Annotated in this window: 14 protein-coding genes; 8 read left to right on the top strand and 6 right to left on the bottom strand. The window is 59.5% G+C overall.

The window, feature by feature from the left end; genetic code table 11:
* Positions 1–30: 30 nt before the first annotated feature.
* Both fliP and ACP90_RS10405 read left to right on the top strand, forming a co-directional pair.
* On the top strand, positions 31–753 hold the full coding sequence (gene fliP, locus ACP90_RS10410) for a flagellar type III secretion system pore protein FliP (RefSeq protein ID WP_055656672.1): 723 nt from the start codon (positions 31–33) through the stop codon (positions 751–753).
* Positions 754–975: 222 nt separating this feature from the next.
* On the top strand, positions 976–1,935 hold the full coding sequence (locus ACP90_RS10405) for a DUF2336 domain-containing protein (protein WP_208993498.1): 960 nt from the start codon (positions 976–978) through the stop codon (positions 1,933–1,935).
* Positions 1,936–1,971: 36 nt separating this feature from the next.
* Here the strand turns inward: ACP90_RS10405 and ACP90_RS10400 are convergent, their stop codons facing one another.
* The 6 genes from ACP90_RS10400 to ACP90_RS10375 form a co-directional block, all read right to left on the bottom strand.
* The gene (locus tag ACP90_RS10400) at positions 1,972–2,736 is read right to left on the bottom strand and encodes an alpha/beta hydrolase (protein ID WP_062488275.1); all 765 of its coding nucleotides are present in this window, start codon (positions 2,734–2,736) and stop codon (positions 1,972–1,974) included.
* Positions 2,737–2,955: 219 nt separating this feature from the next.
* A complete protein-coding gene (locus ACP90_RS10395) occupies positions 2,956–7,245 on the bottom strand; it encodes a tetratricopeptide repeat protein (protein ID WP_208993497.1) in 4,290 nt (1,429 codons plus the stop codon).
* Between the two features lie 93 nt (positions 7,246–7,338).
* Positions 7,339–8,070, bottom strand: coding sequence for a hypothetical protein (locus ACP90_RS10390; RefSeq protein WP_023000714.1), 732 nt, complete (start codon positions 8,068–8,070; stop codon positions 7,339–7,341).
* The gene (locus ACP90_RS10385) at positions 8,067–8,624 is read right to left on the bottom strand and encodes a DUF6468 domain-containing protein (protein WP_031269186.1); all 558 of its coding nucleotides are present in this window, start codon (positions 8,622–8,624) and stop codon (positions 8,067–8,069) included. The genes ACP90_RS10390 and ACP90_RS10385 overlap by 4 nt, the downstream gene beginning before the upstream one ends.
* Positions 8,621–9,817: a flagellar motor switch protein FliM gene (fliM, locus tag ACP90_RS10380; protein ID WP_228148138.1), complete on the bottom strand. Its 1,197-nt coding sequence runs from the start codon at positions 9,815–9,817 to the stop codon at positions 8,621–8,623. The genes ACP90_RS10385 and fliM overlap by 4 nt, the downstream gene beginning before the upstream one ends.
* Positions 9,818–9,867: 50 nt before the next feature.
* On the bottom strand, positions 9,868–10,380 hold the full coding sequence (locus tag ACP90_RS10375; RefSeq protein ID WP_062488272.1) for a flagellar basal body-associated FliL family protein: 513 nt from the start codon (positions 10,378–10,380) through the stop codon (positions 9,868–9,870).
* A 282-nt stretch (positions 10,381–10,662) separates the two neighbouring features.
* On the opposite strand from ACP90_RS10375, the gene flgF reads away from it, so the two are divergent.
* The 6 genes from flgF (at position 10,663) to ACP90_RS10345 (ending at position 15,845) form a co-directional block, all read left to right on the top strand.
* Positions 10,663–11,403, top strand: coding sequence for a flagellar basal-body rod protein FlgF (flgF, locus tag ACP90_RS10370; protein WP_062488271.1), 741 nt, complete (start codon positions 10,663–10,665; stop codon positions 11,401–11,403).
* A gap of 22 nt (positions 11,404–11,425) precedes the next feature.
* Positions 11,426–12,208 carry a flagellar basal-body rod protein FlgG gene (gene flgG / locus ACP90_RS10365; protein ID WP_023000709.1) on the top strand — a complete coding sequence of 261 codons (783 nt, stop codon included), beginning with the start codon at positions 11,426–11,428 and terminating at the stop codon, positions 12,206–12,208.
* Positions 12,209–12,225: 17 nt separating this feature from the next.
* Entirely contained in the window at positions 12,226–13,203 is a 978-nt protein-coding gene (flgA, locus tag ACP90_RS10360; protein WP_062488270.1) for a flagellar basal body P-ring formation chaperone FlgA, read from the top strand.
* Positions 13,204–13,953 carry a flagellar basal body L-ring protein FlgH gene (flgH, locus tag ACP90_RS10355; RefSeq protein ID WP_023000707.1) on the top strand — a complete coding sequence of 250 codons (750 nt, stop codon included), beginning with the start codon at positions 13,204–13,206 and terminating at the stop codon, positions 13,951–13,953.
* Positions 13,954–14,142: 189 nt separating this feature from the next.
* A complete protein-coding gene (locus ACP90_RS10350; protein WP_062488269.1) occupies positions 14,143–14,907 on the top strand; it encodes an NAD(P)H-dependent oxidoreductase in 765 nt (254 codons plus the stop codon).
* 131 nt (positions 14,908–15,038) lie between these two features.
* On the top strand, positions 15,039–15,845 hold the full coding sequence (locus tag ACP90_RS10345; protein ID WP_062488268.1) for a lytic murein transglycosylase: 807 nt from the start codon (positions 15,039–15,041) through the stop codon (positions 15,843–15,845).
* Positions 15,846–15,981 lie beyond the last annotated feature (136 nt).

Genomic DNA, 15,981 nt, shown 5'->3' with positions numbered 1-15,981 from the left:
CTCCTGCGGCCTGGCGGTCTGATCCGTCTGATGCTTTTGCTGACCGCATTGCTCGCGGTTCTGGCCGGACCGGCTGCTGCGCAGGAAATCTCGGTCGGTTTTGGCGATGATACCACCTTGACGGAACGCGCCGTCCAGATGGTTGTCCTTCTGACCATCCTGTCGCTGGCGCCTTCCATTCTCGTCATGGTGACCAGCTTCACCCGTATCGTGGTGGTGCTGTCGCTCTTGCGGTCTGCCATCGGCCTGCAGACGGCCCCGCCCAACATGGTGATGGTCAGCCTTGCACTGTTCCTGTCGGCCTTCATCATGATGCCTACCTTGCAGGCCTCCTATGATGCCGGCGTTCAACCGCTCATCGACGGGGACATAGAATTCGAGCAGGCCTTCGAGCGTGCCTCCGATCCGTTCCGGACGTTCATGCTGTCCCAGGTCCGCGAAAAGGACCTCGCCCTGTTCGAGGAACTCTCCGGCAGAGAAGAAGCACCGGAAGGCCCGGAAGACCTTTCCATGGCCACGCTCATTCCCGCTTTCATGATCTCCGAACTGCGGCGTGCTTTCGAAATCGGCTTCCTGCTCTACCTGCCGTTTCTCATCATCGACCTCGTGATTGCATCCGTCTTGATGTCCATGGGTATGATGATGTTGCCGCCGGTGGTAATCTCTCTTCCGTTCAAGCTGATCTTCTTCGTACTTGTCGATGGCTGGAACCTGGTGGCGGGCTCGCTGGTCAAGAGCTTCGGCGGCGGCTGAAACACCCGGCCAAGTCGTTAAAAGTAGAAGAAAATTAAGATAGGACTGTAATAGTTACAGCCGTGCGGGCCCGAATTGTGCCCCTTCGTTAATAGCGGCAGGACAGTGTTAAGAGAACAATTAGAACAGCTCGCCCGGATCAAAGAACCAGAGGCGAGATCAAAACTCATCCGCACGCTCGTCGGCGAATATGCGCGGTCGGAAGACCACGAGCCGACGGAGATGGAGCGGGAACTGTTTTCGCGAATTGTTCTCTCGGTTTTCGACCAGCTGGACCGCGCTGCACGCTACGAACTTGTCGTACGCCTTGCAAAAACCGACCGCATCATCCCCGACCTTGCGGACCGGCTCGCCCAGGAAGATTACGAACTGTCGGAACCGGTGATCGAATGCTCGCCGATGATCAGCCAGAACGGTCTCATGCAGATCGCCAAGAACGGCGGCAATGACAAGCGCAAGTCAACGGCAAAGAGACCTGATCTTTCCGAAGAGATGACCGACACGATGATTGCGCGGGCCAGCCGGGATGTGGTCCACGAGCTCCTCCATAATATGGCAGCGCCCTTTTCCGTCCGAGGCACACTCGCCCTGCTGATCTTTGCAAACACGGAAGCAGACGTGCTCGCCGGCATTGCAAGGCGTGCACTGGAAGACGAAGAGTTTCTCCAAACCCAGATGGACATTCTGGAGACCAACTGTCCGCTGATCCCGCCTCCTCTCAAGAAGGCACTGGAAACCGGCGAACTGCAGCGCCTGGCGAAGACCATCGAAGAGCGACACGACGGCAGCATCGACCTCGATGGCATCACCTATTCGCGCCACGAAGCCAGCATCCAGATTGCCAACGGCGAGTTGTCCTTCGATGCAATTCTGCGAACTCTGTTCGAAGAAGGCCGCCTTGATGCGGCCATCTGGCTGATCAGCCGCAAGATCAACCTCGCCGACGAGGTTGTTTCCGACACGCTGAAATCCGATGCGGATGGTGCGATCATGCGCCTGATGCTGCAGACCGGCATCCATGAAAAGACCTATCGCGACTTCCTGAAAGCACGCTGCGAGTGGCTGGACCGAAGCACGCGGTCCATTCCCGAACTCGTCATGCGCTACAAGTCCGAACTCAAGAAACCGCATAAGAACCCTGGTCAGCCGCCGTCACAGTCGCTTCTGAAGGCAGTCACCTGACACGAGTGCGTGGTCAGCACACCGCCCTCGGCAATGTCATGATGCCAGAAGATTTCTGTCCAGAAATGTCAGCAGGTTCTCGTGATGCAGATTTTCTGCAGCACTGGTCGTGATATGGTCCTGGCCTTCGTAGATATGAACCTCCGGCTTCCGGCCATGGGCAAGAAGCCGCGCTTCCAGACGCTTTGTCATGTCCACTGACCAGACCCGGTCGGCCGACCCGTGACTCAGGAAAACCGGTCCGTCATAGCGTTCTATTTCGATCTGTTTCGTAGGAAGAAGGTTCTCGGAAGACCCGCGCCAGGACCATGCCCGCTCACCGGGGTCCCATGGCTGCCAGCCTGGATCTCCAGCGTCGCGGTAAGCCTTGCTGTCGAACGCCCCGCACACAACGTCTGGCGGACTGTGCACAGCCACCGCGTCAGGCAGGCCGTCAAGACCTTCTTCCGCCATCAGGGCTGTCAGCAAAAGGGCATGTTCAGCCCCCCGCGACACGCCGTAGAATGCCGCCTTTTCACCAACGGCCTCAAATGCACGCAGCGCCCGGAAGGCTTCCAGACTTCTGTCCAGTGACACGTTTTCAATGCTGCCGGCATTCCAGGCATTGCCCCCCTTCGAATAGCCGAAAGGAAAGGCCAGATAACCATGTGCTGCCAGGAGAACCGCATTTCGATGGCTCCAGCCTGACCATGCCCCCTCTGAGCCATGAAACACCATGACGGCAGGAAAGGGTCCCTCGCCTGCAGGACCATAGGTCGTGCCCCATTCCGGGATAAGACGCCGGACGATTTTCAAGGACATGAAGGAGTTCCTTTTTCCGGTGTTCCAAAGCCAACGAACAGACACATCCACCGCTGCAAAGCGGAAAGGTGGGGCCATGAGGCCGCATAATCAGGTTCTTTGTGAGAACGTGCAGCGGATCGCGACACGTGTGGAAGGGTGAACGACCGCAACTGAACAGGAGTTGGCACCGGTGCGCAAGTCCCCCTGCAACCGGACAACTTTCACACAGCGTCAGCTTCAGCCGGCGTTTTCTTCGGTGACGGGTGCAGCGGCAGACTGATCCGGGCTGCGATCGGGAGACATGTACTGACGCCGGTATTCTTTCAGGAAGGTTTCCAGTGAATCGACATCGGCAAGCCTGTTGGCGACTTCGAGGAACTCGACACCCTGCGCCTCGATCGGCCGGGTCACGACCTCAAAGGACATTGCCTCGGGGCTGTCGGACATCTTGGACATGTACTTTGTCTGCAGGCGTTCCAGGCTGAGCTGGTCGCCCGCCAGCGAATAGGCGATGGCCGCCCGCAGGATGTCGCGGCGTTCAAGATCATCTAGCGGAATGTTGTCGGACCAGCGCGAGCCATGCATCGCTTCCAGCTGCTCACCCGCATCCCGCCAGCTTTCGGCTGCCCAGAATGTATCTGCCCGCAACCGATCGACATCCGAACCGCGCATGTTGCGAACCAGTTCCAGCGCAAGATCCGGGCGCCCGCTTTCGGTCAGGGCACGGGCTTCAACGATGTTGCGCTGACGCTCCAGGGTCGACGGAAGGCTCGCCTGCCGTGTCCGGTTGAGCACCCGCAGTGCTTCTTCAGCCTTGCGATCCATCAGGTAGATCGCCGCAAGATCCGCTGCAATCTGTGCCCGCGCTGCACCTTTCAAGCGGTTGTCAACCTGATGGCGCAGCAACTCGGTTGCCTGGTCCAGCAAGTCGACTTCCACCAGTCTCTTGGCCAGAAGGCGGACCATCTCGTCTCCCTGACGACCGATCGGCACAAGTTCGCGGAAATCATAAAAGAGTGCCAGCGCCTTCACCGGCTGCATCTCGTCCGCCTTGCCGTCCAGGAACAACGCGTTGAAGAGGCCATTCATCTCTTCCTGCAGCAGCCGCGTGGTATCCGCATCGGGTTCAGCCTGAACGGCCGATTTCATGGCTTCGAACGCTTCGCGGTACTGGCCCTGCTCGGCATAGAGCTGTGCCAGGAACCTCAATGTCTTCAATTCGATTTCATCACCACGCCAGGACGTTGCCAGCCCGGCAAGCTGATCGATGGCCTGCTCCATGTTGAGTTCGCCATCCCGGTAACGGATCCGGAGCGCGCGGTATTCCGCTTCGGCCGCCCGCGGCCGGTCGTCGGACCTGGTCACGAGATCGAACACGGTCAAGGCTTCCTGCGACCGGCCGGAGGCATCGGCAACGCGGCCACGCAGGATATCGTAACGGGCAGCCTGCGTCCGCGTCACTTCGGCGGGTTCGATCTCGGCCAGCACGCTGTTGGCAACACCGAAATCATTGACCTCGACCATGGCCTGTGCGGCGGCGAGCTTGAATTCTGTCTGGATGGCTTCCGGGTAGTTGCCGACCACGGCACGTCCGCGCGGCATGGCAATACGGGCGGACGTCCAGTTACCCAGTTTCACATCAACAATCGTCTGCCAGACAGCAGCATCTGGACTGTTCTTCAGGTCTGGTCGGTTCAGATGCGCATAGGCCGCGTCGGGCCGGTTGGCCAGGGTCTGGGCCGCCCCCATCATCAGGTTAAAGGAACTGTCTTCGGCAAGTGCCGGTTCTTCTTCCAGCGCAAGCTTCATCAGCCCCAGCGCTTCCTGCGCAAACTGATGCGCCAGATAGAACCGCGACAAAGCCATCAAGGGCTTGCGGCGCTTGCCTGTCGGCGACTTCGCCAGCTTGTCCTGCAGCTCCAGCAGGCGGGTGCGGTAAGCCCCCGGACCTTCGGTGCTCAGGGAAACGAACTCGATGAAGTTGCTGTCTTCCGGATCGACGATTGTCTGGCTCGATCCGGATCCGCCTCGCAGATGCTGGCTGGAAAGCGCAAGACCGCCTTCCTTTTCGATGATCACGTCATCTCCAAGGATCTTCATCTTCAAGCCGTCAGACTTCGGCACGACGGCAATGCCCTGCGCGGAACTCAGGGCGTCCAGATCGACAAACGTCTGAGGCTTCAACAGACCGCGTGGCGGACCGAAGCCGGTGACAAGAGATATCGTGTCGCCAACGAACGGGTCGGTAATCTGACGAATGTTCTGCGGATCCTGATAAAGCACTCGCAGCACGGAGCCGCCATCGCCTCGCACAGTCCGTTCCAGTTGCAGCGGAATGGAGGGTTCCAGGATCAGGTCGCCGATAACGAGCGACCAGGCATTGCCGTCAACACCCACCGTCGCCAGTACAGGATCGGTCATGTCCATCCGCAGGATCTGGTAATCGTCGAACTGCTGAACCTCGATAGTTTCCGCCGTTTCGGCCAGCGCCGAGACCATCCCCCGAGTGTCGATCGTGGCATCGGTATCGAAGATCAGCCAGATGCTGTCGTTGCGCCGGAACACCGCGCTGGAAACCGGCTCGGAGAACGGGAACACAACGCGGACCGTGTTCCCGATGCGCCGGGCTTCAGCAGAAACGAAGTTGCGCACTTCCTCAGCGAAGTTTTCCGGCGGCTGCTCCGGTGAGGGACGCCCTTGGTTCAAATCCTGGCCGCCGTTGGCGCGCCAGGTCTCCGGTGCTGATTGCTGCGTGCCGGGAAGCTGGATCCCGGCTGGAACGTCGCCGCTACCAAGCGTCGGCGTGTTCAGGATCTGCACTGGCGTTGCGCCATACGGCGCATTCGGCTGGCTACCCCGGTTGATTGTGTCGACCTGCTGCAGTGTCGGAATGCCGTTGTTTTCGGGCGCGGCTTCCTGCTGCTGGTCGCCGATCTGCTGCGTGGACAAGTCCAGCATCGGCGCTTCCCGGACGATTTCTTCATCCTCCGGCAGCACTTCGTTCAACGGCAAAGCACCGGGCTCAGCCTGGGCAACGGTTACCAGACCAGCGTTGGACGGAGCAACGGCGTCGTTCCCGCTTGTTGCTTCGGCCGCGGGAATGGCCGCTGTCGTCAGCAATTCAGCTGCGCCATCAGCCGAAATCGGCAGGACAGCGGCAGCAAGCTCTGGCGCAGGAAGCGTTTCGACCGCCAGGGCGGTCGGAGTGACGTTAACACCAGCGTCAGCGATCTCGGTCCCGCTCCCTGGCCCTCGCAGCGCTTCTTCCCCAACCAACGGTTTGATGCGCGGGACCATGGCAAGCTGAGTTTCGGCAGGAGCGTTCGCACGACCGGCTTCCGGATCGGGCTCGGCCGACAGTGCGGCGGACTGATCAGAATTTTCAACGGCTGACGGCTGGGGCACTTGCGGTGCCTCGGCCCCCTCATCCGTCTTGCCGCCTCCCAGCGGAACAATCGTATAGGCCGGCGATTCATCGGCCTTGGATTCCTTCAGGACCCCGCCTCCGCTCACCGTGCTCCCGCCGGACGTCGGATTCCCGCGCGGGTTCTTGACCTCACGCGTGTCGCGCAGGCCCGGCGCGGTAATCATGTCCTTGCGGTTTTCGTTGTCCTCGACGGACAGTTCCTTGTTGATCAGCGCATTTGCCGGATCATTCACTTCCATGTTTTCCGGCGTCACGTCGATAACGTAGGTCTGCTCCTCCCGGAACGCCCGAATGTCGACCGACGGCTCGACGCGCATAAGGAATTTCAGCTTGCCCTGGTCCAGGAAGGAGGTCGCGTCGATCACCCCTTGGGGCAGATGCGCGCGCAGGTGGGCAATGTCCAGCTGTGCCGGATGGTTGAACGTCACCTTGATGATGTCGTTTTCGCGCACGAAAGCGGTGTCGAACTTGATAGACCAGTCAAACACCAGACGGGTGAATGTCGGATGCTCCCCCACATGCAGCGTCACCTCCGGCCCTTCCTGAGCCTTGAGTCGCGCCTGTTCGAGGGCGCGAACCTTGCGCATCGCCTCTTCGGCACGCTTTGCAAGATCACGCACGACATCGTCGGGAAGTCCAGGCGGCAAGCCCTGCCAGTCCATCGGCAGGATATCGACAAACAGCTTTTCGCCGGCTTCCAGAGTATTGATCTGGAACTGGTTCTTCAGTGCAAAGCGGATGGCACTTCCGTCCGGATCTCGCCGGGCGATGGTCACGTAGTCGCCCAGGTCCAGTGGAACATCGTCAACGTTGATGTCGATCGGATCTTCAAATGAAATCCGCAGGACCCCGCCTGTGATGACCGCATCATAGATCGGAAGCAGCGTGCGGTCCTTGAACGTCAGGACGATACGGCCATAACCCTCCCCCGGAGAAACGGTCAGATCAACCGGTTCCAGATTGTCGGATTGGGCCAGGGCGGCACCCGTGACGCAGGCCAGAACAAGCCAGAACGAAACCAGCAGGCGCGCGAAAGTTCGCACCCTGTCCGAAAACGCGGGAGTTCCGCCGGTCTGGGATGTCAGGAACGGTCCTGGCAAGATGTTCTGTCCTCGGATGACGCCAACACACTATTGTTAGTCAGGTCTTGTTAACGTGCCCTTACGCGATACGCCGAAATCCGGTCTTTCCGGTCAGTTTGACGGAATTTTCGGCAAGGCCTCCGGCGCTTGCGCCTGTGCCTGCACCGGTTTTGTGTCCGCTGAGGGTAACGGAGAGGCGTTCGCGATTGCCACTGTCATGCGCTCGGCCGCTTCAGGATCCATTTTCCCGAGGATATCTGCCATCTTTCGAGGTTTCATCTGGCGCACCACCTTCAAAAGGACCGGCAGGCTCAAGCGATCGAAGATCCGGGCGGCATCTTTCGGCTTCATGCTTTCGTACATGGTCACGAGGCCGGCAATTTCGTTTTCTTCCTGCTCCTGCTTCTGTCCGACAGCTGCCTCGATGCGCTCTTCGAGCTTCTTCAGTTCATCAACGCGCTTTTGAATGCGCTCTTCGGTGGCCTGCAGAAGCTTTTCACGCAGGTCCAGCTGGCCTTCATGCTCCTGCAGAGACTCGCGCCGTCTGCCAAGACTTTCCAGAACAGCGCGCTCCGCGGCCGAACCACCGATTTCAAGACTGTCCGGCAGGGCCGGCTGGTCGGGCAGCCCTCCCCCCGGCGGCGGTGGTGGCGGCGGACCATCCGCGGCCATTTCAGCCGTTGGGTCAGCCATGTCACCGCCGTCAGCCCCCGGCGTTTCCTGTGCGACTGCGCCATTGATGGGCAGGTTGCCGCTTTGCGGGCCCAGCGCGAAGCCAAGCAGCTTCAGGGCCAGCAGAGCGCTTGCCGAAACACCCAACAAAGGCAGCAGTCTCAAGTTCATGCAGCAGCACCGTTCCGTTTACGGAATTGTTCCAGCCGCGCAGTTGCTTCCGCCGCAGCACTGCGAATATCGGAAGCCCGGCTGCTCCTGCGGCGCTCCGGCTCCACGGCCGGAGCTGCCTGGCCATAGCCTGCAGCCTGTTGCGCGTATTGCTGCGGTTCCGGTTGCGGCTGAGCCGCATAAGGATCGCTCCTCGTCACCGCCTCGCGCTGCGGCGCAGCCGAACGGGCCGCCTCCGCAATCTGCGAAATCCGCGTGAATACTATCTCACCTTCGCCCACTTGTTCGGCAAGAGTGTGAGACATGGTTTCCGCTTGCTTAAGACGGCTGCCAAGTGTCTTGTCAGCCTCTGCCGCGGTCGTCTTCAGACCGAGGATGGCACGCTCGGCAATTTCCGTGGCCGTCATGAGCTCCGAAATGGTCGCACGCAGTACCTCTTCGTCGGCCCGCAAGCGCTGCAGACGGCGGTTCAGCGTGAAGCAGTAGCCGATGGTAATCACCAGAAGAACCGCGACCAGTCCTTCAATGATCATTCCGAGTGGCAAAGTGCTCATTGGTCCCCCATTTCGCTTTGCATGGCGCGCTCGAAGGCGGCCAGCGTCATTTTTGGCTTGCGCAAATTCTTTGCGACACGGATGGCAATGGAATCCTCCACCTTGCCGAGCGTTCCCTCGGTCAGTGGAATGTTGCCGCATTTGATCATCACCGGATCGGTCGGTTCCTTGTCGAAGACAAGCGTCTGGCCGACATCGAGACTGAGCACCCGTCCGAGCGGCAGATAGGTCTCGTAAAGAACCGCATCGACCTCGACTTCCGCGGCATGAATTTCGGTCGCCAAATGGCCTTCCCAGATCGGATCCCGGCCGAATTTTTCCCCCATGAACATCTGCAGAAGCAGATCGCGGATCGGCTCCAGCGTTGCATAGGGCATCATGATTTCGACGGACCCGCCCCGGTCTTCCATGTCGATTCTGAGCTCGACGAGAATGGCGGCGTTTGCGGGCCGGGAAATCGCGGCAAAGCGCGGGTTCGTCTCAAGACGTTCCAAGTTGAAATGGACCGGAGAAAGCGGCGCGAAGGCGTGCTCGGCATCCTGAAGGATCAGCGCCACCATCTGCTGGACCAGACCGGTCTCGATCGTGGTGTAGGGCCGGCCCTCGACGCGCACGGCCGATGTCCCCCGACCTCCACCAAGAAGCACGTCGATAATCGAATAGATCAGGCTGGATTCAACGGTGATCAGACCAAACCCGTCCCATTCCTCGGCCTTGAAGACACCGAGAATGGCCGGCAGCGGGATGGAATTCAGATAGTCGCCGAAACGAACCGAGCTGATGGAATCGAGCGACACTTCCACGTTGTCGGACGTGAAGTTGCGCAAGGACGTGGTCGTCAGACGCACAAGACGGTCGAACACGATTTCGAGCATCGGCAGACGCTCGTAGGATACCATTGCCGAGTTGATCAGCGCGCGGATGCCGCTCTGGTCACCAGCAATCGTGTCCTCGATGTTGAAGCCGAGGAGGTTGTCGATTTCTTCCTGGTTCAGGACACGGTCAGCACCGCGCGTGGCATTTTCAAGGTCCGGTTCGCTGTCGTCGATCATGGCTGCCCACTGGGCCGCCATATCGTCGGAACTGCCGGCGCCCTGCTCCTCTAGAGCAGCACCCCACGCCGCGGCGAGATCTTCGTCGTCGTCGCTGCCGGCACCCTGCTCTGCAAGAGCGGCGCCCCAGGCATCGGCCATGTCCTCTTCGGACAGGTCGTCATCGTCGTCGATATCAGCCATTCACAAAGTCACTGGACAAGGATTTCCTTGAACAGCACCCCTTCAACTTTCGCCGGATAAACCGACAGATTGATCCGTCTGAGCAATTCTTCCTTCAGGCGGAACAAACCGGCAGACCCTTCCAGGTCCGCAGGGCGAAGCTCGCGCAGATAGATCTGAAACGCATCCAGGATGCGCGGCAGATACGGCTGGATCTGATCGATCATCGTACGGTTCTCGACTTCCAGGGCAATCCTGACCTTCAGATAGGTCGTGCGCCCTTCCGTCGCCAAATTCACCGTCATTTCCGGAAGGTCATAGAAGACCACCGGTTTTTGCACTTCCTGCGGCGCTTCCGTCTCTCCGGGAACCGGTGCCGGTGCACTCGATCCCATCAGGAAATAATAGGCCGCCCCACCTGCGGCGAGCAGAACCACCAGACCGATGCCGCCGAACAGGATAAGCTTCTTCTTGCGGCCACCGCCACCAGCTTCAGCTCCATCCTCGCCGTCTTCTCCGGCTGCGGCGTTTTCGTCTGTCATTCCGCACTCCGATCTGCAAGCGCTCGCGCGCGCTTATTTATTACTAAAGAGTTAATGGTTAACGAATGGTTACCGAGCCATTAACGCGAGTCACCGGGCAAAAATTGCCAAGTGGTTAACTTCTGCCGGAATCTCTTGCCGCGTGCACCCGCCCCTTTTGATTTTTACCCAGATTTCCCAAGGATTTAAAAACTGGCACGCCTCGTGCATTAACCTTAACGAGCCAGCGGATCTGGGGAGATCGGCCGGCTTACTCGGGGAGCACGAAGGGAACCGTTCACTATGGAGAACGCTCAACTAGTTGCCTTATCAAGGCAATCGATCCTGCGGAACCATCTGGATGTGATCGCCAACAACATGGCGAACATCAATACGTCCGGGTTCAAGTCGCAGAATCTGCATTTTTCGGAATACGTCATGCCGGTGGCAGACGGCTCGGCTTTTGAGCCGCAGGACCGCGCCATTTCCTATGTCGACATGTTCACGACACGGACCGACTTCACGCATGGCCCGATCAAGATGACGGGTAACGAATTCGACCTGTCCCTCAACAGTGATGGTTTTTTCGCGGTCCAGATGCCGGACGGTACCGAAGCCTATACGCGCAGCGGCGCGTTTCGGCTCGACTCGACCGGCCAGCTGATCTCGGCAGACGGCAGCCCTGTCATGACCGACCAGGGTCCGATCTCCTTCAACGATCAGGATGGCCGCGTCGAGATTGCCCAGGACGGCACGATCTCAACCCGTCTGGGCATTCGCGGCCGCATCAAGGTCGTCGACTTCGAAGACGTTCGGACGATGGAGAAGATCGGCAACACGATGTTCAAGGCTGATAACCCGATACCGGCCCAGGAAGTCCGCATGGTGCAGGGCGCCGTCGAAGGCTCCAACGTCTACGGCATCACGGAAGTCACGCGCCTCATCGAAGTGACGCGCGCTTACGACTCCACTTCCAAGATCGTGAAAGACCTGGATGAGTTGCGCCGGCAGGCGATCTCCACTCTCGGCAAGATTCAGGCCTAAGCGCCTTTAAGGGATCACTACCATGAAAGCACTTCATATCGCCGCAACTGGCATGAAGGCCCAGGAACTGAACGTCGAAGTCATTTCGAACAACGTCGCCAACATGCGCACGACAGGCTTCAAGAAGCAGCGGGCCGACTTTCAGGACCTGCTCTACCAGAACCTGCGTCGCATGGGCACGGAAACATCGGATTCCGGCACCATCGTCCCCACTGGTATCCAGATCGGTTCCGGCGTAAAGATCGCAGCCACCGGCCGCATCATGTCCCAGGGCTCTCTCGAGCAGACCGGCAAGGAACTGGATCTGGCCATCCGCGGCGAAGGCTTTTTCCAGATCGACATGCCGGACGGAACGACGGCCTATACCCGTGACGGTTCCTTCGAGCGCGATGCTAACGGGCAGCTGGTGACCATCGACGGCTATTCCGTCAATCCGGGCATCACCATTCCGCAAACGGTCAAGGACGTCACGATTTCCAACACCGGTGTCGTTCAGGGTGTCGACCAGGGCGGCAATACTGTTCAGCTCGGCCAGATCCAGCTTGCCCGTTTCGTCAACAAGGCTGGTCTCGAAGCCATTGGCGACAACCTCTACCTGGAAACAGACGCCAGCGGCGCACCCGATACCAGCAATCCGGGCGACGAGAGCTACGGCACGGTGCAGCAGTATTTTCTTGAAATGGCCAACGTGGATGCAGTCACGGAAATCGCCGACCTGATTTCCGCACAGCGCGCCTATGAGATGAACTCACAGATCATCCAGGCAGCCGACGAGATGTATTCCACCACCACGAACCTCCGCTAAGACCGAGGCTTGAGACGATGAAGAGACATCTGCTGAAAGTCGGGTTGCTGCTGGCGGGCTTGCTTTCCCTGCCTGCCCTGGCGGACGAAAAACCCGTGCTCCGGTCGCAGGTCATGACCCTGTCGGACATCGTGACGGTAGGCGACTTCTATTCCAATGCCGGGCTGCTGGCATCCAAGCCGCTGTTCCGTTCACCGGATATGGGAACCTCCGGCAATGTGCCCGCGGATGTCGTTGCCGAACGCGCTCGCGCAGCCGGCCTCGAGACGGCAGGCACCGATGGCCTGCGAACCGTCGTCGTCTTTCGCGGGGCAACAAGGCTGAACCGGGACCAGCTTGCCGGCCTTGCCCGCAAGGCTCTGGCAGACCGCAATGCCGGCATTGATCCCGAGCGCCTGGATATCCGCTTGCTGCAAGCGCCCGATCAGGTTCTCGCCGATCCCAAGGTACACGATCCGATCCGCATCGACAGGGTAGAATGGTCCCAGTCGAACGGCCGCTTCACCATCCACGCAGCCGTCGCGGTCGAGTTCGGAACCGAGCCTCTGACCCTGACCGGCGTTGCGACGGAGATGGTCGATGTGCTGGTTCTGGTGCAGCCCGTGCGCCGGGGCGACATTGTTCGTGAAGAAGACCTGAACATCATTCGCGAAGCCCGCACCAAGGTACCGGCAGGTGCCCTCACCGAAATGGAAGACATTGTCGGCAAGCAAGCCCGCACCACCTTGCGTGCGAATTCGCCCCTGTCGCGCAATGACGTCCAGCGCCCGATCCTGATCGAACGCGGTGAGAAGATCACCGTCACCTATGTCATGCCGGGCATGAAGCTGACTTCACGGGCCCAGGCCATGGATACCGGCGCCAAGGGCGACGTGATCGACGTCATGAACCTGCAGTCGCGGCGCATCGTGCCGGCGACGATTACCTCCCGCGGCCAAGTACGCGTTCACGCCGCCAATCCGATTGTTGCAAGCTTGAACAGCGAGAAAAACTAAATGCTGAGCACCTTTCCCAGACACCTGCTGGCAAGCATCGCCCTTTCCGCCCTCGCTGCGGGTTGCGGCACTGCCGACAAACTCGCAAATGTTGGCCAGCAGCCAGCCCTGAACGCCATTCAGGATCCGACCACCACTCCGGGCTACCGGCCGGTGCAGATGCCCATGCCGGAACCGCAGCAGGCTCATTACAATCCGAATTCGCTGTGGCAGTCCGGCAGCCGCGCCTTCTTCAAGGACCAGCGCGCCAGTCAGGTCGGTGACATCCTGACTGTCGTCGTCACCATCGACGACCAGGCCGAGATCGACAACAAGACCGAGCGGAGCCGGTCTGAGTCCAGCGGTGCCGATGTTGGTGGCGCACTCGGAACGGCAATCGACACCATCTTCCTGCCGGCAAGTTCTGCCGCCAGCGACCTTGCCAACGTCAACAGCAACTCCAGCTTCTCCGGCGACGGCAGCGTTGACCGCAACGAAGTCCTGCAGACCACCGTCGCCGCCGTGGTGACCCAGGTTCTGCCGAACGGCAACATGGTAATCGAAGGCCGTCAGGAAGTTCGTGTGAACTTCGAAGTCCGCGAGCTGATCGTCGCCGGTATCGTCAGACCTGAAGACATTACGTCGGATAACCGCATCGCCAGCGAGCAGATCGCCGAAGCGCGGATCGGATATGGTGGCCGCGGCCAGATTACCGATGTCCAGCAGCCACGGGTCGGCAACCAGGTGCTGGATATCCTGCTCCCCTTCTGATCCCAAACCTTTCTCAGTCCCCCGGCCGAATCCGGCGACGCGTTCTAGAAGCGTCGCCGGCCCGGCTGATGACGGGCACGATGTCTCGCTCCCCGAGCATCGTGCCCGTTCTCATTTCCAGGCCGGAAAAGACCGTTTAGGGTGTGGCCCGTTACCTGATTTGTCGCTCATTCCGGAAGACCCCACCGCGTGACCACCACCCTCATCGTTCTCGCCCACCCTGCTCAGACTTCCTTCAATGCTGCCTGGGCGCGCGCAACCGAAGCCGCGTGCCGAGCTGAAGGCGATGAGGTGCTTTGGTCAGACCTCTACCAGCTTGGCTTTGATCCGGCGGAGCGCGCAGCGCACTACGCAGAAGAGATCGTAACTGACCCTTACGACGTTCTGAAAACACAGGAAGCTGCTTCGAAAACCGGGAACCTTCCCACGGTCATTACGGAAGAAGTCGAGAAGCTGCGCCAGGCAGACCGGATCGTGTTTCATTTTCCGGTCTGGTGGTTCGCCCCACCTGCCATCTTGAAAGGCTGGTGCGAGCGCGTGCTGGCCAACGGTGGCCTGCACGACACTTCCAACCGTTTCGATACCGGCCATTTCAGGAACAAGCCCGTACTCTTCTGTGCCACGACCGGCTCCAAGGCGAGCGAAAGTGCCCACAACGGCAAGGAAGGCGACATTCAGATGCTGCTTTGGCCACTCGCCTACACACTGCGCTATCTGGGTTTCGATGTTCTGGTTCCCAGGATCGTCCACGGTGTTCACGGTTATCACAAGGGTGCGGCACGGGAAGACCTGGAAACGCGACTTCAAAACGAGATCGAAGGCCACCGGGAAACGATCGCAAGGTTCGAAACGCTGCCGAAGATCAGCTTCAACGCCGACAGCGAATTCGACCGCGCCGGCACCCTTAGCCCGGGCGCGCCATCTTACAGCCACTTCATCCGGCAAGACCCCTGATTTGCGGCAACCGGAAAAGACGAGACCGGATTTGTCCGCCTCCAATCCTCTTTTTCCTGTATCTGCCGGATGACGCTACCGCTTTTTCGGATAGAATACCGTTCATCCTATATTGGCCCAGCGGGGATTCGATGCGCCTCCTTTCTGCATTCGTCTTTGGTTTTGTTCTTCTGTCCGCACCTTCTGCCTGGAGTGCAAGCTGCGGCAATGGACCGGGTGGTTTTGAAGCCTGGAAACAGTCGTTCATTGCAAATTCCCAAAGCTACGGCCTCAAGAAAAGGGTCGTTGAACCGTCGTTGAAAAACGTGAAGTACAACAAGAAGGTGGTCTCGCTCGACCGGAACCAGAAATCCTTCAAGCTCAGCTTCAACCAGTTCTATGCCAAGCGGGTCAACAACGCGATGATCCGGCGTGGCAAGCAGCTCGGCAAGACCTACGCCCGCATCTTCCGTGGCATCGAAAAGAAATACGGCGTTCCCGCACCTGTACTTCTGGCGATCTGGGGGCTTGAAACCAACTACGGCAGCTTCTCCGGCAACATGCCGGTCCTGCAATCCCTTGCCACGCTGGCCTATGATTGCCGCCGGTCCGATTTCTTCACCGCCGAACTGGTCGCCGCACTCAAGATCGTGCAGGGCCGTGACATGCAGCCGGCCGAAATGAAAGGTGCCTGGGCCGGCGAACTCGGCCAGACCCAGTTTCTCGCCACCAGCTATGTCCGTTATGCGGTCGATTATGATCGCGACGGCCGCAAGGACCTGATCCGCTCCATTCCGGATGTGCTAGCTTCCACCGCAAATTATCTTGCCCAGAAAGGCTGGCGCCGCGGCCAGGGCTGGGGCCCGGGCACTGCCAATTACAACGTTCTCAAGCAATGGAACAAGGCCAGTGTCTACGTGGAAACGATCTCGGTCATGGCTGGCCAGATCAGCGAGTAGACCCAGCTCGACGGTCCATAAACCTGCTTGACAAAACTGACGATCCGGGCAGCAATTTGCGTCATACGGTTGTAATCCTTGCGGATCAAAACCGTGTGCCGCGGAAACATGCCGCCCGGCGGGCACCGGCAGCTAT

The organism is Labrenzia sp. CP4 (genome assembly GCF_001579905.1).
GTDB lineage: Bacteria > Pseudomonadota > Alphaproteobacteria > Rhizobiales > Stappiaceae > Roseibium > Roseibium algicola.
This window is presented reverse-complemented; position numbering and strand designations above follow the sequence as displayed.